The sequence below is a fragment of the Salinicoccus roseus genome (assembly GCF_003814515.1).
GTDB lineage: Bacteria > Bacillota > Bacilli > Staphylococcales > Salinicoccaceae > Salinicoccus > Salinicoccus roseus.
The window spans coordinates 1,019,179-1,043,005 of record NZ_RKQJ01000001.1 but is presented as its reverse complement, the minus strand read 5'-3'; the positions used below and the strand labels follow the sequence as shown (position 1 = coordinate 1,043,005).

At 41.6% G+C, this 23,827-nt stretch carries 16 protein-coding genes; 15 read left to right on the top strand and 1 reads right to left on the bottom strand.

Features of this window, described 5'->3' with window-relative positions; translation table 11 throughout:
• Positions 1–4: 4 nt before the first annotated feature.
• The 10 genes from EDC33_RS05320 (at position 5) to EDC33_RS05275 (ending at position 16,480) form a co-directional block, all read left to right on the top strand.
• Positions 5–1,780 carry a heparinase II/III domain-containing protein gene (locus EDC33_RS05320; RefSeq protein ID WP_170156361.1) on the top strand — a complete coding sequence of 592 codons (1,776 nt, stop codon included), beginning with the start codon at positions 5–7 and terminating at the stop codon, positions 1,778–1,780.
• A 26-nt stretch (positions 1,781–1,806) separates the two neighbouring features.
• Complete coding sequence (locus tag EDC33_RS05315) at positions 1,807–3,099, top strand: glycosyltransferase (protein WP_124010441.1); 1,293 nt, start codon at positions 1,807–1,809, stop codon at positions 3,097–3,099.
• Between the two features lie 14 nt (positions 3,100–3,113).
• Positions 3,114–4,025: an ABC transporter ATP-binding protein gene (locus tag EDC33_RS05310; protein ID WP_124010440.1), complete on the top strand. Its 912-nt coding sequence runs from the start codon at positions 3,114–3,116 to the stop codon at positions 4,023–4,025.
• Between the two features lie 29 nt (positions 4,026–4,054).
• Positions 4,055–5,917 (top strand): hypothetical protein, encoded by a 1,863-nt coding sequence (locus tag EDC33_RS05305; RefSeq protein WP_124010439.1) that lies wholly within the window; start codon positions 4,055–4,057, stop codon positions 5,915–5,917.
• A 74-nt stretch (positions 5,918–5,991) separates the two neighbouring features.
• Complete coding sequence (locus tag EDC33_RS05300; protein ID WP_124010438.1) at positions 5,992–6,792, top strand: glycosyl transferase; 801 nt, start codon at positions 5,992–5,994, stop codon at positions 6,790–6,792.
• A gap of 59 nt (positions 6,793–6,851) precedes the next feature.
• Complete coding sequence (locus tag EDC33_RS05295; protein WP_249036077.1) at positions 6,852–7,997, top strand: ATP-grasp domain-containing protein; 1,146 nt, start codon at positions 6,852–6,854, stop codon at positions 7,995–7,997.
• A gap of 106 nt (positions 7,998–8,103) precedes the next feature.
• Positions 8,104–9,759, top strand: coding sequence for a heparinase II/III domain-containing protein (locus EDC33_RS05290; protein WP_229716623.1), 1,656 nt, complete (start codon positions 8,104–8,106; stop codon positions 9,757–9,759).
• 106 nt (positions 9,760–9,865) lie between these two features.
• Complete coding sequence (locus EDC33_RS05285) at positions 9,866–12,712, top strand: glycosyltransferase family 4 protein (RefSeq protein WP_124010435.1); 2,847 nt, start codon at positions 9,866–9,868, stop codon at positions 12,710–12,712.
• Between the two features lie 26 nt (positions 12,713–12,738).
• Positions 12,739–13,839, top strand: coding sequence for a hypothetical protein (locus tag EDC33_RS05280; RefSeq protein ID WP_124010434.1), 1,101 nt, complete (start codon positions 12,739–12,741; stop codon positions 13,837–13,839).
• A 22-nt stretch (positions 13,840–13,861) separates the two neighbouring features.
• Positions 13,862–16,480 carry a glycosyltransferase gene (locus EDC33_RS05275; protein WP_124010433.1) on the top strand — a complete coding sequence of 873 codons (2,619 nt, stop codon included), beginning with the start codon at positions 13,862–13,864 and terminating at the stop codon, positions 16,478–16,480.
• 28 nt (positions 16,481–16,508) lie between these two features.
• Here EDC33_RS05275 and EDC33_RS05270 read toward each other — a convergent pair whose 3' ends face one another.
• Complete coding sequence (locus EDC33_RS05270; protein ID WP_124010432.1) at positions 16,509–17,708, bottom strand: DUF6270 domain-containing protein; 1,200 nt, start codon at positions 17,706–17,708, stop codon at positions 16,509–16,511.
• Between the two features lie 319 nt (positions 17,709–18,027).
• Between EDC33_RS05270 and EDC33_RS05265 the strand changes: the two genes are divergently transcribed.
• The 5 genes from EDC33_RS05265 to EDC33_RS05245 all read left to right on the top strand — a co-directional run bounded on the left by EDC33_RS05265 (position 18,028) and on the right by EDC33_RS05245 (position 23,792).
• Positions 18,028–19,281, top strand: a complete 1,254-nt coding sequence (locus tag EDC33_RS05265) for a nucleotide sugar dehydrogenase (protein WP_124010431.1) — start codon at positions 18,028–18,030, stop codon at positions 19,279–19,281.
• A gap of 97 nt (positions 19,282–19,378) precedes the next feature.
• A complete protein-coding gene (locus tag EDC33_RS05260) occupies positions 19,379–20,185 on the top strand; it encodes a hypothetical protein (RefSeq protein WP_124010430.1) in 807 nt (268 codons plus the stop codon).
• Positions 20,186–20,378: 193 nt separating this feature from the next.
• Positions 20,379–20,744 (top strand): hypothetical protein, encoded by a 366-nt coding sequence (locus EDC33_RS05255; RefSeq protein WP_170156360.1) that lies wholly within the window; start codon positions 20,379–20,381, stop codon positions 20,742–20,744.
• 11 nt (positions 20,745–20,755) lie between these two features.
• Complete coding sequence (locus tag EDC33_RS05250; RefSeq protein ID WP_170156359.1) at positions 20,756–21,619, top strand: hypothetical protein; 864 nt, start codon at positions 20,756–20,758, stop codon at positions 21,617–21,619.
• Entirely contained in the window at positions 21,612–23,792 is a 2,181-nt protein-coding gene (locus EDC33_RS05245) for a glycosyltransferase family 2 protein (protein WP_170156358.1), read from the top strand. Before EDC33_RS05250 ends, EDC33_RS05245 begins: the two co-directional genes overlap by 8 nt.
• The last annotated feature ends 35 nt before the right edge of the window (positions 23,793–23,827 follow it).

The window sequence follows — 23,827 nt, the reverse complement described above, 5'->3', positions numbered from 1 at the left end:
AATGATGGAACGTCTTAAGAGGTTCAGGCATTCGGGAAGCGTGAAGAAAATGAAGAGGGCGTTGCCCCTCAACAAGGAGCTGCGGCAACGGCTTATACGCATAGAAAGAAAGTTGGATGAAGTCGGTCCCGACGCTGAAACTCGGCATAGGCTGCCCAACCGTATTGAAGAAGCGGATGTAATACGTCTTGTAAAATATGATAAAAATACGAAAAAGAATGCCGACATGGCACTGCAGGATAAAATCGTACCTTTCCCGAATTTTGATCCTGTCGACTTCTCTGCAGGATATGATTGGCAGGTCGACCGCACTGCCAAGTATGGAGATAGTTATCAGCTGTATATCCAGGCATTGAGGATAGTAAGTGCACTGCTGTTGGAGTACGAGAAATCCAAGGAGATTGCATACCTCAAAAAAGCAAGGACGCTGATAGAGTCATGGATGGACTTTAATGACACAAAACCCGAGAACAGGATGATCTGGTATGACCATCCCGCAGCGAACAGGGCTCAGAATATCATCCATTTTCTATTTCTGGCACAGGATAAGTTCAGCCTGGACCTTCCACGCTACCATAATGTACTTGTGGAACATGCAGAATTCATGAGTGATGCTTCAGAGTACCGCCCGAATAATCATGGACTGATGATGGACAGGGCATTGATGATTATTGGAAGAATCCTTGGGCGGGAGGATCTGTTCAACATTGGCTACTATAGGGCCATAGATACTTTCTGGTTCAGTTTCAGCGCAAAGGCCGTCCATCTGGAAAATTCCCCGGAGTACCATAACATGGTCCGCAACATGTATCTCGCTATGGAAGAGTATCTGAACGGCCAGGATAAATCTTTCGGGTCCACTTTAGTGTCATACCTGGAGGAGGCTCAAGACTACTTGGATATTCTTGCGAGGCCTGACCGCCGTTTGCCTGCCATCGGTGATTCGGGGAACAGTGTAGGGACGCAGAACAAGAAATATATGAATTTTACAGACTATGAATCTGGAATGACAATACTTCAATATAAGGAACCTCGTCCACTATATCTATCCTTTATTGCAGGGTTCTCCACTAATACTCATAAACACCGCGATGATCTCAGCATTACACTGCAGTACGATATGGAGGACATCTTGGTGGACCCTGGGAAGTTCAACTATAGCCGCAATCCAATCAGGTCGTATATGCAGTCCCCGCAGGCCCACAGTACGATCTTCCTTGAAAAGGAGAAATATAATAAGTCCCATGACAACAGGTTTACAAGACTTGTTGAAACGACACAATTCTTCAAAAATGAGTCGTATGTGCTTGTACGGGGTGAAAATCGGGCATTTAAAACTTCAACTCTTGAACGGATAGTGGTTATGCTGAAGGACCATCCAATTGTACTTCTGCTTGACAAAGCTTATTCAGATGAAATCGCCTATCAGAACTTTAATCTGGACCAGAAAGTAAGGGTGGAGGCACAGGATGCAGCAGGCGCCACAGTCACACTTCCTTCAGGACGCAAGGTGAACTTCCGGCAAATGAAAAGGACTGAAGGCAGTGTTGAAGTTAGACCTTCGTTGAAAAGGCCTGTGTCGAGTGTAAACACAATAGGTTTCGGAAAAGCGGCTGAAACACAGCAGCTAAGATTTAAGAATACAGCTGCAGGGCTTGACGAATTCACTTTTGAAACGATCATCAGTATGGATGAGCAAGTTTCTATAGAAGACTATGAATGGGAAGGTCCACTGCTCAGAATGAGGATTAATGGTGAAACCATTTCCATCATTGTTTGATGCAGTAGGGCCTTTAGGGTGAAATTATGAAAAGAGTAACGATGTTTGTGTGGAACCATTTTACAAATGATGCAAGAGTCATGAGGGAAGGACTGGCTCTGAGCAGACACGGGTATAACGTCGACCTGATTGCCATTGAAAATAGAAAAGACCCGCGGGCTGGGAAGTTTGAAGTGATCAACGAGCGTTTTAATGTGCACCGTGTGAGGATGTACCCATGGCTCCTCGAACTGTATCAGAAAAACAAAAGGACCTTCATCATCAGTGTTGCAGGAGTGACGACCATAGTAGTTCCAGGATTGCTCTATAAATCCTGGATGCTGTTATCCGGAGTCTTCCTTGTTCTTGCTGCCCTATACCAAGGTCTGCACGGGGGAGGCACCAGAAAGAACATGATCAAGGTGATCAGAAGTATCAGAATGATCATCAAAGGGTATAGGCTTAATGCGGATGTGTACCACTCCCATGATCTGAATACCCTGACCCAAGGGGTGATCTGTTCAAAGGCACGACTCAAACCGAGGAAACTGATCTACGACTCCCATGAAGTCCAGACAGACCGTACAGGATATAACCCCGCCTTCATCAAACGATGGGAAGGTGCCCTGCTCCCATTCGTCGATGAAACGATAGTGGAAAATCATACGCGTGCAAAGAAGCATCAGTCACTCTATGGATACTATCCCATCCCCATCTATAACTATTCGGAATTCTACGATATAGAAGGCCGAGATAGGATGGACATCCATGAACAGCTTAACCTCCCGAAGGATGAAAAAATCCTATTGTACCAAGGGGGGATACAGCCGGGCCGTGGCCTAGAGCTGCTTGTTCAGATGATGCACCATGTCAATTCTGGAACCCTCGTGTTTATTGGTGATGGAAGGCAGAAGGAAGAACTGGTACGAATGGTTGAGTCGGAAGGATTGGAGAGACGGGTGAGGTTCATTGCTAAAGTCCATCTGTCTGAGCTCCCCGCGTATACCCGTAATGCCTATGTGGGCTTTCAGGTATTGCAGGATATAAACTATAACCATTATTCCGCTTCCTCGAATAAGCTGTTTGAATATATAATGGCTCATGTGCCCGTAATCAGCTGCAACTTCCCCGAAATAAAGAAAGTTGTTGAAGGAGAAGAAGTTGGAGTGGCTGTTGACGCTTCTGATCCAAAGGTGTTGGCGGATGCAGTGAATAGGTTGGTAAGTAATGAGTCTTTAAGGAATTTATATAGTGAAAACTGCAGGGCTGCAAAGAAAAAGTACAATTGGGATTTAGAAAAAGAGAAGCTTCTCGATGTCTATAAAAACTTAGATGAATGAAAGAAGGTCATCATATGACTTATAAGGTGAAGGTGGAGGACGTCTCCAAAGTATATGATCTGAATAGAAGCCGTGCAGCAAAATTGCTCTCTCTATTCACGATGGGCCACTTCTACAAGGAGAAACCATATTATGCACTGCGCGATATAAACTTTGAAGTGCAAGCAGGGGACTCTGTCGGCATCATCGGGCTGAACGGGTCAGGGAAATCGACCCTGTCGGATCTTTTGGGGGAAGTGACTGTACCAACATCTGGAAAAATCAGGATCAATGGCAGAAGCTCGCTCATTGCCATCAGTGCGGGACTGAACCAGGACCTGACTGGGGAAGAGAATATACGTATGAAATGTCTGATGCACGGCCTTTCTGAAGAAACGATCAATGAGAGATACACAGACATCGTCGAGTTCAGTGAACTGGGGGACTTCATTCACCAGCCAATAAAATCCTATTCAAGCGGAATGAAATCACGCCTCGGTTTTGCCATCGCCATCCATACCGACCCGGATGTATTGATTGTCGATGAAGCATTGTCTGTTGGCGATGAAACATTTTCAAACAAGTGCATCGAGCGCATGAAACAGTTCCAGAAAGAAGGCAAGACGATATTTTTCGTTTCACATTCAGCTAAGCAGGTGGCGAGAATGTGTAATAAGGCCATTTGGGTCCATTATGGGGAAACCAAAGCATTCGGGGAGTGTACGCCCATAGTCAATGAATACGCACGATTCATCAATGAATTCAAAGGCATGACCAAGGAAGAACAGCTTCAATATAAAGATAAGATGACTCGGCAGCAGCAGGAAAGAGGAATGCATGAAGAAAAACGGATAAAATACAGGAGACCTGTCCTGAACTATATCCCAGCTTTTGCCTTTCTCGCCCTGTTCTTATACAGTTTCCTGACCCAGCTTGGAGCAATATAGAGAAAGAGAGTTCATAAAGGGGAATGAATATGTATTATCAAAGACACGATTATCCGGCTGCATACGTGCTGTCACCTCAAGGGTTCATAACAGAAGGGTTGAGAGGCTGTCGGAAAATAAGCATTGGGCATTACGAGCTCCATCACTCGGAAGAAGTTAAAGTCCATTCCTTCAGCAACAGTACGACGGATATACTGCTTGTCGGCTATTGTTTTGATATTAGAGATGGACAGCTTGGGCATACGGAAATAATGGAAAAGCTCTCAAACTCTGTGGATCTTCCGAAAGAGCTGGAGTTCATCAATGGCAGATACTTTTTGATCATGTGTTCGGAGGAAGGATGCACCCTCTATTCCGATGCATCTCAACTTCAGCCGCTCGTCTACCATGAAGCAAGTGCCTCACTTGCTTCACATGATCATCTGCTTGCCTCCATCCTTTCTGGGAAGGGCATGGAGCTGGTAAGAAGACCGGGTGAAGGCCATACTGAACTCGATTTCACCAGATATGAAGAGATATTTAAAGTGAACCCGAGTTTGAGACTCAGCCTGGATACTTTTGATTTTGAACGCATCTACCCTCGAGCTGACGTTGATGAAAGTGATGCCGAATATTCATTTGAACAGATGAAACCATATCTCGAGGAGAGCAGACAGTGGCTGAGTAAAGCAGAAGGAGAGCTTTTTCTTACGCTTACTGCTGGAATAGACTCGAGGGTGTCGGCAGCCTTGATCCGTCCCCTTAGGGAGAGGGTGGAGTTTCTCACCTATTATACCCCGAGCAAATACTTGGCCACGAGAATGGCGAAGATAATCCACAAAATCGATCGTAATGTTGCAGAACAGATGAAGGATGATATGGGATGGCGACATTCAATCATCAATATAAGGGATTATAAGCCGGATGCAGCCACTAAAGAGGAGTGGGTCGAGCGCTATAATTCAAGGCACGCATATGGCCTCATCAATTATTATCGGCACCACAAAAACTATAAGCATGCTCTGCACATCAAGTCGACTGTATTTGGTATGGGAAAAGCTGATTTCAAGCCGGCACTTGATGATCATGAAGATACCTTGACATTCTATAGAAAGTGCATTCATGGGCTTTCGAAAACTTTTGAACGACATTATGACGAAGCAGAAGAAGTCGAAAAGTACTTTAAAAGAAATCATGTATATGAAGGAGTCACCAAGGGCCGGCACTACTTTGACCTGTTCCATCTTGAATCAAGAATGGGTAACTGGCATAGCACCCTGACGCTCGAGACAGATCCTGAAGTTGACGAATTCATATTCATGAATGCACGCAGGATGATCGATCTTATGCAGCAGCCTAGTATTGACGAGAGAAGGAACTTTTCACTCTATAAGAAAATCATTAATCACTATTGGCCGGTACTCCTGCATTTTGGCATCAACAGTGAAAAGAACCTGTATGAACAGTATTGTGAAGAAGCCCGTGAGATGCTTCGGGAGCCTGAGCCTGTTCAGGTCCCTGAAGCCTCTTCAGCAGACATCAGAGAAGTGAGGATAATGGCGCAGGATTCCATGATTCTAGAGAAAAAACAGAATGAAGACAGTGTCCTATTGAAACCTGGAGCTGGCATGACCAATGCACATAATGTCAACTCTTTCGTTATAGAAAATGGCAGCAAGGAAGCAAGGAAAGTCAGGCTGAAAAGCTTCTATTCCAACCCTAAAGGTAAAGGCATCATAAAAGTCGTCGTGCGTACTTCGCAATCTCACGAAGTCTATGATATCCTCTCCTTGAATACGCCTTTGGAGATCGAAATTACGGATACCCCATACTCGGTTATAGTGCTCTATAATGAGAACTTCAGCAGGGCATCTTGGCAGGAAGCGGGGACCCTCCAGGTAGAAGTGGAATAGTCTATCAGATTAAGCGTGTATTTATTTGAATATAAGGCATTAATATAAAGAAACCATTAGAATGAGGTGGGGACATGGATCATACAATCAGATCCATTGCTGAGATAAACGAGATTGAATTTGCAGCAGGGGAAGACATCAAAGTCATCTATAAAAGTGGAAATTTAAACTACCATTTTCGTGTCATAATTAAAGAGCCTGCAGATCAGCTGCTGGTTCTTTCAAACGGTGCAGTGGATACTTCAAAAAAGCAGCCACCGGTCTTCATGCGACATAAATGGAAAGAGGATTTTCAAAGTTCACTTGTTTACCTGGATGATCCTACCATCCATGATCTGGGACTGCGGTTGGGATGGGGCCAGGGAACCAGAGATGAATTTGCATTGGAGATTTATAATGCACTGATTACGCAATTGGCAGCACACCTCGGAATCAAGGATGAGCAGGTATTCTATTACGGTTCTTCTGCAGGAGGATTCATGTCGATGATTCTCGCATCAATGCACGTGGGCAGTACCGCCATCGTGAATAATCCTCAGACAAGTATAAAAAACTATATGCGAAATTTTTCTGTCCCATTACTTGAGAGAGTATATGGAAGTGTGGAAACTGCGTACGATGAATATCTGCACCGTGTAAAAGTGGTGGAAGCCTTCGAAAAGTATAATAATATGCCAAGAATATTCTATGCTCAGAACAGGGCATGTCCCGGTGATATGAAGCAGCATTATACCCCTTTCCTTAAACAGGTGAACGACAAGAAACTTGATACTGAAAATCTCAATCTCCTCCTCTATCATGATAAGAAGGGGGGGCATAGCCCGCTGGCCAAGAATGACACTATCCATATGATTGAGAGCATTATGAAAAAATAGAAGTGAGTGTAGGTGAAAAGACGGTGAAAAGTAATGATCTGAGATACATCTACAACAGAATGCCGTATACAGAAATGAATGTTTATCCCCAGGGCTTGAACACCAATACAGTCCTTCAATTCGCCGAGACGATGAAGGACTGTGGCTATAGGTATTCACTAAGAAAACTGAAGTCAGGCCATCATGCCATTGAGATGCTGAGAAAAAATGGGGACAGAAGTGCAACATTGAAAAATCCTATCTACCCTACCAATTCCCAAGTTGGAAGGAAAATTGCAATTGATAAATTTAAGACAGAAAAGTTTTTGAGAAGCGCCGGGCTAGGGACCACAAAATCTAAACTTTATGAATCACATCAGCTGGATCAGGCAAAGAAGGAAGCTTATGCGGAATCGAGTGAGGGTGTAGTGATAAAGCCGCTCGACATGTCTCTTGGTAAGGGTGTTTTCACCAAAGTGGCAGAAGAAGATTTTGGCTATTACTGGGAAAAGTGTACTGACATCATCAAGGAGACGAACAGAAAGGAATATCGCATCCTTGTTCAGGAATTTATGGAGGGTTATGAAGTCCGAGCAACTGTCTTGGAGGGGCATCTCATTTCAATCGTTGCCCGCGTTCCTGCGTTTGTCATAGGTGATGGCAATAGCACTATAGAGACGCTGATAGACCAGAAGAATGAACAGAGAAAAAACTGCGGGTACCTTTCCAAGAACCAGATTAAGAAAAGTGATGCAGTCAGGTCTTTCCTGAAGCATTCGGGATATGACTTTAATAGCATCCCCCGTGATGGGGAATATGTTCTGTTGATTTCTGTATCCAATACATCTTTGGGTGGAGAAGTAATTGAAATCACTAATCTTGTGAGCAATGAAATCAAGGAGCTTGCACTCGATGCACTGGCGGCATTGCCGGGGATGTATTGTGGCGGGATAGATATCATGGTCCGGGATTTCGACGATACTGAACCGAAGGTGATCGAAATCAATCCGTTTCCTGTGCTTTCATTGACGATGTTCCCAACGTACGGCCTCCCGGCCCGCCCAACAGAGTATTTTCTGAATGCTTTTTATACAAAGGATCAGATTCTTAATGAAGTAGCGAACCCTTATGATATTAAGAATTCTATGGAATATATCACCAACTACATGGAATTTCATCACAGGCAGGAAAAGCTTCATTTGAAGCAAAGGGAAAATAGTATTTAAACATGTGAGGGCGTCCATGGACGCCCATTTTGTTGTTCGTATAAGGTGGAAATTGTGGTAAAATATGTGTTATCAATATTTAAAAAGAGCAGGTGGCTAAATTCTGATGAACGAACCAATGAAGGAAGAACCACTTAAAGTAACCGAAACCGATGTATTCAGGTTGCTGAAAGTGACGAAAGATACAAAAAAGATTGCAGATAAGGCTCTTGAAAATACAATCATTCCATTTCCGGGGTTCGATACTGTGAAATTTTCAGAAGACTACTGGGAAACGGACAGAAAAGCGAAATATGGGGACAGCTATCAGCTCTATATACAGTCTTTAAGAGTGTGCGGAGTGCTGATGAATCAGTTCGAATCTACAAAGGATGGGCGGTATTTGGAGAAGGCAGAGGAAATCATCGAATCCTGGATTGCGTTTTCGATGAAAGATACTGAAGAGCGGATGGTGTGGTATGATCATCCGACGGCAAACCGGACCCAGATAATCATTCAATACCTGTATCTGGCCATACAAGAAGATAGAAGTCCAGATCTCGTCCTATATACCAATGTGCTAAAGCGTCATGCGGAAGTACTGAGTGACGGAAACAACTATAATAATAACAACCACGGGTTAATGATGGACCGGTCACTCATGGTCTTGGGGAATGTACTACAGAATGCGTCTCTCTTCAATATAGGATATTACAGAGCGATTGATACATTCTGGTACAGTTTCAGCAGTCAGGGCATACATCTGGAGAACTCCCCGGATTATCATAATATGGTCGTCAGGATGTATAGAGATATTGAAAAGTATCTTCAGGAAAGTACAGGGAAAAGCTTCGGCAATACTATAACAGGCTATTTGAAATTGGCGCAGGAGTATCCAAAGGCTCTCCTGAAGCCAAATGGAAGGCTGCCTGCTATTGGAGATTCAGGCAACTCTACCCTTAAATTGGCAAAAAGCTACCGTCAGTTATACGATGAAGAAGCAGGGATATGTGTATTGCAGCAAGAAGCGCCAAAGCCGTTCTATATGACATACGTTTGTGGCTACAGCAGCTCGGTACATAAGCATAAAGATGATTTGAGCATCACATTGAACTACAATGGAGTGGATTTCCTTGTCGATGCAGGGAAATACAATTACAGCAAGTCAAAAGAGCGGAAATATATGACATCGAGAGCAGCCCACAGCAGTTTTCAGATGAAGGATTTTGACTACAGCATCAAAAAATCTAATCGCTTCGACAGGAAAATTAAACTGGATGGCTACTATGAAAATGAGATTTATACACTCACCAAAGGATTCCATGGTGATTGGAATGGCAGTAACGCGGTGCTTATACGATATATCATAGTGTTTAAGGCACAGCCTTTTGCCATCATTGTGGATGCTGTCGATACAAGGGTGAAGCATGACTTGAAGCTGATGCAGCATTTCAACCTTGATGCCAAAATCGATGTGAAGAGTAGGGAAAACGGCTTTTTGCTTACCGGTGATGGTGAGTCATTATGCATCGAGCAAGTATTTAAAACAGATGAGAAGCACATTGTGGAAGGCGACTTCAATAAGCCTGTGGCAATCAACACAACCGGGTTCGGTAAAGCGGAAAAGACCCATCAGCTGCGCTTTGAGAAGGCGACCAATCAAAGGAACGTTTTTTGTACACTGATTTATGACCCGGAGATATTGGATCAGCCGTCAGTGGAGCTGTCTGGGCGGATACTCAGGACAAATACAGAAGAAGGGCCCATCGAAATCCATCTATAGCATCAGATGAAGGTGCTTCATGCCGGGAAAGAAAAGTTAAGTGATGACAGTTGATCAATCTCGATGCGGCGCCTTACCATGATGCATCAATGGGGGATTTCATATTATGATTGAAGGGGGTGAGAGTATGAGATATTTATCTGGCATTGCATCCTATGCAGCGTGGCGGCTGAACCAGAGCGGATTATCGAAAGTGGTTTTGAAGTGGGGACTGACGGGTGAGATTGGCCAAGATGAACATGCTCTCAGCATATATTTAAGGAGGTCGAAGCATTTTTACCTGCTCGGCCAATTGGAAGAGTTGAATCTGAAGGCACCTTACAAAAATTATCTTGCTGCCGTCATATTGAAGCATGAACGAAGCTATAAAGCTGCCTGGCGTAAAATCCAATCCATGGACCATCCGGGTATCGTACCTTTCAAAGTAAGGCTGCTCTATGATATGAAACACCTGAAGGAACTGGTCAAGCTTATAAATGACGGGGTAGATGTGCTTTCCAGTCTGAATACTGATCAGAAGTACAATCTACTGCGGTATTTGCTGTCGGCGAACTATTACTCCGAAGCAGAATTGATGGTTCGGAGCACTGCAGATCAGATGCCGGAGCTGATGGAGTTCCTTGAGGAAGAAAAGAATGATACATACACGAAGTATACCTGGACAAGCTATAAAGAAGGCGTGCTTCATCTTCAGGAGAATCTGTCACCTGAAAATTTCACTGCTATCCTGAGCGAAATTGACCGCCAGCAGGAGCAACTCCAGGAGATGGGCTATATTCTGCTGGTCAACACCTTCTATGGAAAGTCTGGAATCTCGGAATTGCTGAATGAAAAAGTAATCCAATACTTTGAGGAAAGACCAAATTTGATTCAATATGTTGACCTCGAGGCACTGCACACTTTGAACTTCAATCTCGATAAGTACAACAACAAGAGCATGGAGTTGCAGAAGCTTTTGAACTATTACGATATGGGACAGCAGTCCCAGACAATTGTAAACTCCATTATAAAACTTCTCCCTGAAGTGAACGTTACCAGACAATATATAATGCATCTCAGAATGATGATTGGAGATGGAACATTAAGGCTGGATAATGAGAATTTTATCAATTTAATTAAGAGAGACCGCCGAATTCATGCTGTTTTCAATACGCCTAAGCTGTTCCTTGATGATGCTGTACAGCAGGAAGTTGATGACTTTCTTGTGAATCATCTGTCTCAGCGGGACCGGATCAGAATCTATAGGCTTGTAGTGGATCAATTGATCCATTCCAGAGCTGAAATGCAACTGCCCCCCCATTTTGTACAATATATAGAATCGTCAGCGCCCCCCAGGATTAGACATGCTTATATTCTTGTAAGGTATTATTTCAGGGAAGGGAAGCATGACAGAATAGAAAAAACAGTCGCTGGTTTTAAACCCGACAAACAACTTAAACTGCGTTTATATCTTATAAAGTATCTGTACTATCAAGGCTATTTTGCAGAAGCTCTGGACCACACATTCAGAGCGGGAGTTATCAAACCTAACCATCCAGATGTCATTCGCAACTTCATCCGCAATTATCATCGTGTGGGGAATATTACCAAGCGTTATGAGTATGTTCGTAAAATGCATGCCCTTTATCCTGCAAAGCTCTACCATAATGAGTACGATATGTCTGTCCAGGAATATCAGCTGTTCAAAGATAAGTGGAGTATGGATCCTGATGAAGAACAACGCATAGAACAGCTTACTTATGTGCCGACACCAAAAAAGATTCTATTTGTACTGAATAAAGCGTTGCCTGCCATCAATGGATATACTGTAAGGTCTCATGAGATGATTAAGCGTGTCAAAGAAGAAGGATATACGCCTGTTGTAGCTACAAGATTAGGCTGGAGTCCAAACCAGGAAGGCTATACGATTCCAAAAACATCGGACTATACGAGATATTATATCGACAAGGGGGAATTCTATCCTTCAAATAAGACCCCGCTCAAAGACTATTTCAACAAATATACTGAAGAACTGCTCGATATCATTGAAAAAGAGCGTCCTTCGATTATTCATGCAGCTTCTAATTTCCAGAATGCCCTCCCTGCGCTTCATATCGGCAGGTCATTGAATCTTAAGACCGTCTATGAAGTCAGGGGACTTTGGCATTATACGCAGAGCACGAAGAACTCAGACTTCTATGAATCGGAGCGGTTTATGTTCCAGGAGGACTATGAAATAGAATGCTGCAAAATCGCTTCCGAAGTCATATGTATCAGTGAAAGTCTGAAAAAACACCTTATGCAGAATGGTGTGCCCGAAAAAAAGATAAAAGTGATTCCAAATGGCGTAGACAGTCACGCTCTGTTGCCAACTCCAAAGAATGAAGAAATTCTCGATCAGCTTGGACTCCACAATAAGCATGTACTTGGGTTTGTTGGTTCCCTTACAAGCTATGAGGGGATAGAACTCGTTTTTGAAGCAATGAAAGTGTTGAAAAACAGTCCCAATATAGATAAGGATCTGGTCTTTCTTATTGTTGGGGAAGGACCATATAAAGACGATCTTCTAGATAGGGTCAAGGCTTTGGATCTCGAACGCTCTGTCATATTTACAGGCCGTGTGCCGAGGGGGGAAGTTTCAAAGTACTACTCTGTCATAGATATCGCTCCTTTCCCAAGAGTGGATGCCCCTGTCTGCCACCTTGTCACCCCCATCAAAACCTATGAGGCGATGGCCATGGAAAAGAAGGTGCTAGTAAGTGATGTCAATGCACTTGCAGAAATGGTTGTAGAAGGTGTAAACGGGATGTTCTTCAAGGCCGATGATGTAGGGGAACTTGCCAGTTCAATCGAGAGTATACTGCAACGTGACAGAATTGGGGAAAGAGCACGCAGGTGGGTCGTCGAGAACCGTGAATGGAAAGTATTGATTAAAAGGCTGATTCCAATATACGAAGAACAAGTTACACATTGAACAGAAGATAATGAAGGGAGTCTATTATGATTAATCAATTTAAGGAATATAATTATCCAAAACAGTTCATTCTGATAGAGGACGAAGCCAAGAAAGTATATAAGAATTTAAACTCCGATCAGGATGTGCAGAATATAGATGATTATCTTTGGAAGGTAGTTACTACAGTCACTCAGAGGAATGTGGAGGGAAAAGTCTACCATAAGCTGCAGTATGAAGATAAATCAATCGGATGGGTGGAGCTGGAGGACTCTATACAAATTTTCAGGCACAGCCCAAGGCATTTTCGCGTGATGGAAGACGAATTTTCGACTAATGATATCAACAGGAAGATGGGGATAGACAAGGATTTCATTTCCCATTTCAAAGGACGGCTTCTCAACATCAAATCAGAGGTTTTCTTTCAGGGAGAGAGATATTACAGTGTCTTCATAAAAAATAAATTCCACGGCTTCCACCATGAAGATGTACTCGATGCTCTGGTTTCCTGTGATATTTCATTAGATCCGGCAGTTCCCTTTACTTTCCATAAAATCAGCAACTTGACAAAGCCAGTGGAAATTGAAAGTGTAGAGTCTCTAAGGCTTGTATCAGTATTCAGAAAGGCCCGGGTGGGCAAGGTGCTTGTCAATGAAGACGCATTCTACTGGGTAGCGCTCGATGATGTTGGTGAGGATACCTTGAAACAGATAGCCACCTTGGAGGACGAAGTTAAAAGTGAGGTCGAGCTATATATTGATGACATCTTCTACAGTGTGAACGTGGAGAGAAATAAAACGAAGGAAATGATGTCCACCCTGCTTTCTGCCAAAGACTTTCTGAAAGGCAAAAAGCATACACAAAATCCTCGAATTGATGCGACAAACAGTAAACAGACCGCAGAATTGAAGAGCGAGGTCGAACAATATAAGAAGGAAGCAATAAGTGCAACCAAACAGTTGGAGTTGGCGAATAGAAGACTCGAGCAGCAGAAGGATTACAGTAACCGGTTGACCGAGCAAAGAGATAGGTACAAAGATAGGATGACACTGGTTGAACAAAAACTCAGTGACCTGAATGATAGATACAAGTCGCTTAAGGAAAAATATGAAATATTAAAAGATAAGGCAAGTAAAAAGGCCAAATAAGATGCAAAGGTGGTGAATATCGATGGACAGGAAAGAACTGCAGAAAAATCTGCAACAGTACAAGAAGGATATCCGAAAAGATTTTTCTCAAACACTCAATACGATGATCAATGACCTGAATCCAAGCATCAACATCCATGAGTACAGTCCGAACTATCTGTTCAAGCAGGATGCCGATCCATTCTATTATATGAGGATAGAAGAACTGAAGCGCCATGAAGTATTGGATAAGTTTAAAAAAGTGGCAGAAGAGTTGCCAAACAGTAACGGCAGCCGCTACTATAAGCGCTTGAATTACAAGATAGGCATGATTGCCGATGAGTTTCTATTCGAATCATTCAAGGACGTTGCAGATGTGGAATATATCTCACGAGATGGAAGAGAGAATTTGAAGGAGTATGACTTCGTCATTTTTGCAACCACATGGCGCGGGGTCGACGGATCCTGGAGAGGGGCGGCCACTGCGAACGGCCCGATCAGAAGACAGATGATCACTCTGGCGGAGCAGTATAATGAAAAGGGTATTCCTACAGTATTCTACTCCAAGGAAGATCCTGTGAACTATAACCTGTTCAAAAGTCTCGCCAAACATTGCAGATATATATATACGACCGCCTCAGAAGTTGTGGACAACTATAAATTCTATACGGGTAATGAGAATGTGAAAGTCCTCCAATTTGGTGTCAACCCGATGGTCCATAACCCCGTAGGCTCGAGGAGCAAAATGGCAGAGAAGCATAAAGATGAGCTGCTTTTTGCCGGTAGTTGGTTGACCAAATATCCAGTGCGTATGAGTGATACAAAACGCCTCTTCGATTCAATTGTCGATAAAAAGGCACCATTTACAATCATAGATAGAAACCTTGAGCTGCGGGATCCGAGATACCAGTTCCCTTCAAAATACCTTGAATATTTGACACCGCCCGTATCACATGACTTTCTCATGAAGCTGCACAAGATATTCCGCTGGAGTATAAACATGAATTCAGTCAAATACTCTGAAACCATGTTTGCCAACCGTGTATATGAACTTCAGGCATTCGGTAATATTCTCCTATCAAACTACAACACTGGCATCAATAATATGTTCCCTAATGTCAGGATGACGCATGCTCCTGATGACTTTAAGGTAATCTATCAAACGGATGAAGATGATTTGCGTGATCTGCAGGCTAAGGGCATTAGAAATGTCATGTCCAATCATACCACCTTCGACAGGATAATATCATTGGCCGAAGACATAGGGTTGGACATTCCAGAAGAGCGCAATAATATTCTTGTTGTCCTGGAGGAAGATACAGCAGCAAACTACGAAAATTTCGAACGTCAACTGTATGGCAATAAGACTTGCATTAGTAGGAATGAAATGGCAGAAACAGATTTGACATCATTCGACTACATCACTTTCTTCTCTGAAAATTACATCTACGAAGAGTATTATCTTGAAGATATGATCAGTGCATTCAAATATACTGATGTGAATTTTGTTACTAAAGACGAAATGGAAGAAGCCCATAATTATATCAATAACATCAGAGATAAATCCAAAACAATGATGGATATGAACAAGTTCCAGGAAGTCGAATCTTTCGCTGATCTCGTATCGGGATATAATCTTGATGGAGTCGAGATTATAAACCGCGATGAATATAATGAAAAAGCACAGGAAAAGTATGTGGATAAGGAACTCAGTGTGATTGTGCCGATACACAATAACGGCACATATCTTGAGGAAAAATGTTTTGCAAGCCTTAAGCGTTCCAGCAGCTTTGAGAAGATGGAAATCATTTTCGTGAACGATGGGAGTACGGATGAGACGACTATTAAAATCATTAATCGACTTTTAAGGAGACATCCAGATATCGTCTATTATGAGTATGATAGTGGATCTGGAAGTGCTTCAAGGCCGCGCAATAAAGGAGTAAGGCTGGCCACCACAGACTACATCACATATCTCGACCCGGATAATGAAGCGCTCGGAGATGGCTATCATATGATGCTTGAAACCATGAAGAATCAGGATGTCGACATGGTGGTTGGGAATATCATTAAAGAGGATAATGAAAAAAGAACAGCAGGAAAGTACACAGGGACCATCAAGAAGTACAATGACAATCGTCTATTTATTTCCGATCCCCGCGAATATCTCATCCGATGTGGCATGAGGGTGCAGAGCATCCAGGCCCTCATTGTGAGGAAATCCGTGATTTTAGATAACGACATCATCATGGTTGAGGGCGCAGCAGGACAGGATACAATGTTCTTCCAGGAACTTGTATTGAACTGCAATAGCATACAGGGCATTAATAAGTTCATCCATGTCTATTATGCAGCGGTTGAGGGCAGCGTAACAAACACGATTTCGAAAAAGTTCTTTGACAAGTACTACAAATTGGAAATTGAACGTATCCCTTATTTGGAGAAATACGACCTAATGGATGTCTACCTTGAAGAAAGGTTCAATTTCTATATAAGGAAATGGTATAAGCCGAGACTGGAAAGGGTCGAGCCGTCAGAACGGGAAGAGGCTGTAGCAAGATTCCTTGAAATCATCGATCTATACGAACCATATCAACCTGTTTATGAGAAGGAAGTCGAGATGTTCCTGGATTCATTGAGGAATGAAAACTCGCGGGTATAGAACCAAAAGAAGCAGGGACCATTTTATCCTATGGTTCCTGCTTCTTTTCATTGCGTACAATCTGAATCATGGTTTGAGCCATTTTATCCTCCCTGTATTTCCGCGCCATTTCTTCCAGTACAGCATCCTCCATGTCTTTTAAAATATGAAACGTTTGCTCTTGGATCTGGTCTCCCTCAAGAATACTTTCAGAATTGACCTCTGATCGATGGAATACCGGTAGGGACTTGAATCCTATAGGATACTTGAACGGGTTTCCTATGAACCCTTCAATGTCGTATGTTTTCAGAAGTATATCGGTATGCCAGTCGAATATATTATCCGGGAGCACTATATATTTATAGCCGTGCTGCACAGATTCAGACTCTGCATAATATTCATAGATGGCGCTGAAGCGCGGATTTATATTGGTATCCAGTGCGGTTACCCTGATGCGGTATTTTCCGGATGAAGTGAGCTGGAACACACACTGCCGTTCAGAAGTGGGGGGGAGCGTGCTGAAGGGGGAGCCATCCTTATAGAGCTCATAGACGTATTCCCTGTAACCTATATAGTTCATGAAAAGCGAAAGCCTATCGGTGTCGAATGTTTCCTCAAAAAGCAACTGATTGGAATAGTCGCGTGCTCCCAGCTTTTTCAGTTTAATATTGGTGTCATGATAGATTTCAAGCGGCATGTCTTTTCTGTAAGGATACGGTCCTGTCCTGACAATCAACAGGTTCGGCACATGATGTTCAATCAGCTGGTAAAGCGCCTTTATGAACTCATCTGCTGCTTCGTCTTCCATTGTATGTTCAAGAAGTATGACTGACTCATACTTTGTAAGAAAAGAGAGGAAAGCATCGATTGTGTTCTGAAAAGCTCTGAACTTTTCTATTCTGCTCATATTGTCAGATGAAACAGTATCTTTTAATAAAGCGATAGATGAAGCAGTGAAATAACTTTTGTTGTAATGCGCAACCTCTCCAAGTTCGCCTTCAAGGTCTAGGAGCAGGTATTCGGAGGAGGCTTCCTGAAAATCGGCCAGTTGACTTTTGTTTAAATCCCTATAGGCGTATTTCAGTTCCTCCAGGTCTGTGCTGTCAAGTTCGTCCATATTGGTGGGAAGAGGAGCGCTGAATAGGGAAACGATGCTCTGACCTTCTATTATATTTCGGCTTTTAAAAGGGAAGTTCTTGAACTCGGTAAGCTTTCGCGTAAAGGAACTACCAATAATATCTATATCCATAAAGCACCTCTTATTGTATCGTTTGTTTGTACTGGTTATTGTGCAGATTGTGAGAAGCCATCAATCAAATATTAACATATATTTTAATATGGACACTAGGCCATCCGTATGATGAATAATCGCACTCGATGCTTTATGAAGGATAAACAGCGAAATGGATGTCATTTGCAGAAACACAGCTTATATTGGTACAATGTGCTAGTAAAGCACAGAATGGGAAAACCTTCCCAAACTGAAGGAAATTGGGGCTTTTTAATTTTACCAGGTTTGGTATAATGAGTAGCAGTAAATAACATATCAGAAAGTAAGGTGTCAGGATTTGAAACTAACGACGATTGGGCTTGGGTATATTGGTCTGCCGACTTCCATAATGTTCGCCAAGCATGGAGTAGACGTACTTGGTGTAGACATCAAACAGGAAGCAGTCGATATGCTGAACGACGGCAAAATTCATATTGAAGAGCCAGGGCTTCAGGAAGCATTGGAGGAAGTCAGAGAGAAGGGCACATTCAAGGCTTCGACAGCACCGGAAGAAGCGGATGCATATATTATTGCTGTGCCAACCCCTAACAAGGATGATGAATTCAAATCATGTGATATTTCCATAGTAATGTCAGGCGTAAAGAGCATTGTTCCACTACTTAAAAAAGGAGACACTGTCATCGTCGAATCTACAATTGCACCAAGGACCATGGATGACCATGTGGCCCCATACTTGGAGGAACAGGGATTCAAAATTGGAGAAGACATATATTTGGTCCATTGTCCGGAGCGTGTACTGCCAGGACAGATCATGCATGAGCTTATCTATAACAACCGTATCATCGGTGGCATGACGCCTGCCTGTGTAGAAGCCGGCAAAAAAGTTTACGGCACTTTTGTGCAAGGTGAAATGATTGAAACCAATGCAAAAACAGCGGAAATGTCCAAACTTATGGAAAATACATACCGTGATGTGAACATTGCCTTGGCCAACGAACTTGCAAAAATCTGTAACCATCTGGATATTAATGTTCATGATGTCATTGAAATGGCAAACAAGCACCCACGTGTAAACCTGCATACACCGGGTCCAGGTGTAGGTGGCCACTGTCTAGCAGTCGACCCGTACTTCATCATAGCTGAAGCTCCAGAACAGTCGCCTTTGATTAAGCTGGCGCGGGACATCAACGTCTCGATGCCAGAATACGTAGTGGATTATACGAAGCATATCCTTAACAGACTTAAGGGCCAGAAAGTTACGGTCTTTGGCCTAACCTACAAAGGGGATGTGGATGACATCCGAGAAAGCCCTGCATTCGACATCTATGAACTCTTGCGTAAAGAGGATGAAATCGATGTAGTGGCATATGACCCTCACGTCAAGCTCGACTGGGTAGAAAAAGATGTCACTAAAGCGGTTGAAGACAGCTCACTTGTGCTTGTACTCAGTGATCATAGTGAGTTCAAAGAAATGGCTGACAAGGACTTCTCAACCATGAAAAACAAAGTGATTTTTGATACGAAGAATGTAATGCAAGATGATTTCAAAGAAGTCGAATATTACACGTACGGTAATATTCAAAAGCTATAAATAAAAAGAGAAGCGGAATTGCTTCTCTTTTTTTAATAGTTCATAATTAAAGTGGTATGAATTAATATGACAATCATAAGCTGAAGGGAGTGGTATAATGGTTTTCAATGAATTTTCAATCAAAATGTTCAATAAATACACTTCTCACCTGAACCTTCTGGTGGCGGAGAAACATGATTTACCTATATTCATGGATAAAAAAAAGAATCTTTTAGCGGGCAGAACTACCCATATGAACTATAAGGTGGTAGCCATCGAGGAAATTTCTGAAATAAATGATGAATTATACTTTCAAATCAATTACAAAAATAATGTGAAAGGTTATTTCGTACCGGAAACCAGTATTATACTTATACCTAAGGAACGAGAACAAGTTAAGCTTGTCAAAGATGTTGGATTCGACAATTCAATCAACACCCACCTTGGTATCGAAGATGAAGAATTTGAAGTGAAGAAGAGTAAAATACTTTACTCGAACTATTATGCGATATATGAAGGAGAAGTCCATGAAGGACTGGCCCTACAAAATATGCTAGTCGGTTTCTTCCCATCGAAACAAATTCATCCTCTTAAAAAAATAGCTAAAGATTTTAAGGTGGTTGAAGCTACCTCTTATTATTCTGATAGTGGATTTATTAATAAAATAGGGGAAATTGAACCATCAGAACAATTATTCAGAAGTCAGTACGTCATTCCTGATGAGAAGAAGTTGAGATTCAAAAATGGCAAAAAATCTTACTGGATTGCTGAGGAGCCAACAGATGTTAAGTATGACTTCAATAACTTCAGAAGTACTGATCCATCTGAAGTTTTAATAGAAAGTATTCTTTATCAATATGATGATAAATTGGAAAATTACCATTCGTATTACCTTAAAGTATTAAATAAGGAGCTGAAGAAGTAGGAGGGATGTACTATGAAGCAAAGGCAGTATAAGAAAAAATTTGAAATGATTTATCAAAAGGAAATCGATTTGAAATTCGCGACAGTTAAAGATTACAACTTTTCTTTTTTTTGATAGTTTGAAAGTACATAGGATGCCACTGGAAGACCAGCATTTTTACTGCCCCAAAAGGGAAGTTACTTTTCACTCCCACATGCAACAACTTGAGTGTGAGGTGGAGAAGAATAATCATAAAATGGTTTATTTATCATATGGTACATTGAATAACCAGTTTGATAAAGAACCTGAAGAAAGTATAATGCCGGTAATTAAAGGCACCAGCTACTATGTGAGAATAGGAGTGGAGAAAGACGCTACTCTGCAAATAGTTCCAATAATTGTAGAGTACTCAGCAGGCAAAAAAATTAAGTTAAACAAAGTAACAGAACCAGACGAACTGATCAGTTTTGAAGAGTCCACAGATAAGTGTAGATTGACCTTTAAACTGATTGGTTTCGGTCATGCTACCATATCTGATATCAGCTTTTTTGAATACAGGGAAGGCGGGGGAAGCTATTGAATTCAGAAATATTGGATATTACGTTGGAAGAATTTAAAATTAATGCACCATCTTTATACGTGTTCTGCAGCCAGAAGAACAAATTCATTTATGATAAGCCTTCTAAAGGCACAATCGTTGGAATGACCCGAGGCCTAACAAACCAAATAGTAGAAGTGAAGGCTGGGATAAATTCAGGAGATAGACATTTTTCACATCTATACATAGATCATGTGCCTGTTGGGTGGGTGGAATCTGAAGATATGTTGCGAGTATACAGGTTGCCCCACGTTCATGGGAAGGTTATTACGTGCAGCAATGACACATTTAATGGGATATGTTTTAAGGAAAAATTGGCTAGAATTAAAGGTAGGGTAGTCAGGGCCAAATATTATTTTACCTACGACGATAAACCTTATCTCATGCTCAAGGCAATAGGAGACAAGACTCAAGTGCCGGTGCCATACGAAGATTTTTCAAAGCTTGTAGGAGTAAAAGAAACGCACCATATCACCCTTCCAAAAGATACACCTTTATATAGTACAAGTAGACTCGATTCGATGGTTACAAGGTGTGAGAAGGAAAAAGCAGTAAAAGTGCTTAGTTTCTTTAAAGGGACAGCTCAAGTTAAAATAAATACAGAGGGTCAGAATTTCTGGATAAATAGAAAAGTGCCTTTCGAAATAGATGAAAGAGATTATATAAATGTGGATAAGCTGGAAACAATTGATACATTGGCATACTTAAAAGAAAGAAGTGAACTTCAATCAAAAAAATTGAAGCATAGTGAGAGAACTTTGAATCTGATTAGGGAAAATCTTAAGATTGGAAGCGACCTGGAAACCCTCTACTTGAAAAAATATTTAGGTAACGTTGGTGAGTCCGATGATGATTGACAAACTGAGTGATTTTCGAAAAATTTCGGGGACCAGCCTTTCAAAAAAGACACATAGCCTATTCAATTTTGACTGGGAAGCTTTAACAAAGGTTGTTAAACCGCTTAGTAAAACATTGATTTATAGAGAATTAGCGCTCTCATACGGAGAGGTAGATGCCAGTATAGATTCTGTTGATTTGCTTATTCTTTCAGAGCCTGAAGCGGATGTTTTAACAGAAAAAGAAATGAAAGATTTTTATGAACAGTATCAGAGGATGGTGGATGAAGCAAGGAGCAAAGAAGTTCCTATTATTCATCTGGTCACGAACCCGAAATGGTTCTTTTACTTCGAAGAAATGGTTAATGAAGAAGAGATACAGGTCTATATGAATGAGGCGCAATACGATGCCATGCCAGGAAATATTAAGCTGAGTCATACTATGATAATAAAACCCTTTCTTATGCCGAATGATTTTATCCATTACAGCAATGAAGTGAACAAAAATATATTAGTGGACTTGACGAAAGCACCATATGGCGGGAGCAACTACACTCTAAAATTAGAAAAGCTCATAAAAGAAGTGATGAAGTTCGACCATGTATATATCCTTATTAAGCAAGGGGATTTTATACCTGAAATAGAGGCAGAGAACATCACTATTCTTACTGAAGAACATCGTGAGACACTTATTAAGGAGTGTACCTATGTATTCGTTTATACGAATACTCCATATAAAGCGACCACGTCTGACAATATCCTGTACTATGCTGCAAACTCGAAGGTAATATATACGAACTACAATTACGAACTGAACAATATTTTGCCTTCAGTCATTTTAAACATCAGTCAGAAGGATTATCATATTTCGATACATGATAGAAAAACTGCTTTTGATATCATCAATGAAAATCGAAACACAGTAATGTACCATTATACACTCTTAAACGTACTGGATGAAATGGCTGACTCCATATTGGGAGAGAGAATGATTAAAAAGAGTAGAATCAGTACGGCATTGGAGATATTTGAAGAGAATCCTTTCTTCACAGTGGATGCTCTGCAATATGATTATAAGGTGATCATCAATGATTACAAGTATGATTTAGAAAAGACGATGCTCTTTCCAATTCTGTTCATGGGAACAGAGGGAGTTTCATTCAAAGACAGCAGGGCTTTTCGTGAAGAATCAGGCATTGAGGTAAATATCGAAGCGTACACCATGGAAATGGCATCTGGAAGTAATGAAGACAAAGTGCTGAGTATCATTGTCCCTATTCATAATAACGGTAAATATCTGAAGTATAAATGCTTCAACAGTATGCTCAGCCTATCTTGCTTTAATCAGCTTGAAATCATCTTTGTCGATGATGGTTCTACAGATCCACTGACAATCAGAATGATTCAAGACTTGTTGAAAGATTATCCTGACATAGTATATAAGCATTTTGATGAAGGGTCGGGGAGCGCATCGAGGCCAAGGAATGCAGGGGTGGGTCTCGCAAGCGCCCCGCTCATTACATTCTTGGATCCAGACAATGAAGCTATTGAAGACGGCTATACTGTACTTCTCGAAGAAATGCAGAGTGATGAGGACATAGATATGGTGGTAGGGAACATCGTGAGGGAGGACAACCTGAAAAGAAATGAGATAAACTATTATCGAAAAGTGAAGAAAGTAGCAGCTTCTTCTTTGGTGGATGACACTCGTTCAACTTTGGTAAAAACCCAATTGACTGTACAGAGTATACAGGCTTTAATTGTGAAGAAAAAGATCATTGATGAATTTAATTTGAAGATGGTGGAAGGTGCTGCGGGCCAGGATACGCTTTTCTTCCAACAACTTTTTCTGAGATGCGATAAAGTAAAAGTGGTCGATCATATGATCCATTCCTACTATGCATACGTTGAGGGGTCGATTACAAATACTGTGACTCACAAGTTTTTCGAGAAATTTTATAAAGTCGAGAAGGAAAGGGTGCAGTTTCTTCGGGAACAGAATCTAATCCGGGAGTATATGGAAATAAAATTCAACTTTTATATCAGAAACTGGTATTTCTTCAAGTATCATCAGATTACCAATAAGGATGAAAAAGCCCGTGCCCTGACATTTATTCAAAAAATTCTTGGACTTTATTCAGAGTATGAAGACTATTTTGAAACAGAAGTTAAGGAATGGGTTAACATACAATAATAAACCTTGTGAAATCACCAAATACTTGAAGATGT

What these genes read in the sequence shown, in the direction of transcription:
- EDC33_RS05320 (WP_170156361.1), top strand. Translation starts at nt 5, where the DNA reads ATGGAACGTCTTAAGAGGTTCAGGCATTCGGGAAGCGTGAAGAAAATG.
- EDC33_RS05315 (WP_124010441.1), top strand. Translation starts at nt 1,807, where the DNA reads ATGAAAAGAGTAACGATGTTTGTGTGGAACCATTTTACAAATGATGCA.
- EDC33_RS05310 (WP_124010440.1), top strand. Translation starts at nt 3,114, where the DNA reads ATGACTTATAAGGTGAAGGTGGAGGACGTCTCCAAAGTATATGATCTG.
- EDC33_RS05305 (WP_124010439.1), top strand. Translation starts at nt 4,055, where the DNA reads ATGTATTATCAAAGACACGATTATCCGGCTGCATACGTGCTGTCACCT.
- EDC33_RS05300 (WP_124010438.1), top strand. Translation starts at nt 5,992, where the DNA reads ATGGATCATACAATCAGATCCATTGCTGAGATAAACGAGATTGAATTT.
- EDC33_RS05295 (WP_249036077.1), top strand. Translation starts at nt 6,852, where the DNA reads ATGCCGTATACAGAAATGAATGTTTATCCCCAGGGCTTGAACACCAAT.
- EDC33_RS05290 (WP_229716623.1), top strand. Translation starts at nt 8,104, where the DNA reads ATGAACGAACCAATGAAGGAAGAACCACTTAAAGTAACCGAAACCGAT.
- EDC33_RS05285 (WP_124010435.1), top strand. Translation starts at nt 9,866, where the DNA reads ATGATTGAAGGGGGTGAGAGTATGAGATATTTATCTGGCATTGCATCC.
- EDC33_RS05280 (WP_124010434.1), top strand. Translation starts at nt 12,739, where the DNA reads ATGATTAATCAATTTAAGGAATATAATTATCCAAAACAGTTCATTCTG.
- EDC33_RS05275 (WP_124010433.1), top strand. Translation starts at nt 13,862, where the DNA reads ATGGACAGGAAAGAACTGCAGAAAAATCTGCAACAGTACAAGAAGGAT.
- EDC33_RS05270 (WP_124010432.1), bottom strand. Translation starts at nt 17,708, where the DNA reads ATGGATATAGATATTATTGGTAGTTCCTTTACGCGAAAGCTTACCGAG.
- EDC33_RS05260 (WP_124010430.1), top strand. Translation starts at nt 19,379, where the DNA reads ATGGTTTTCAATGAATTTTCAATCAAAATGTTCAATAAATACACTTCT.
- EDC33_RS05255 (WP_170156360.1), top strand. Translation starts at nt 20,379, where the DNA reads ATGCAACAACTTGAGTGTGAGGTGGAGAAGAATAATCATAAAATGGTT.
- EDC33_RS05245 (WP_170156358.1), top strand. Translation starts at nt 21,612, where the DNA reads ATGATTGACAAACTGAGTGATTTTCGAAAAATTTCGGGGACCAGCCTT.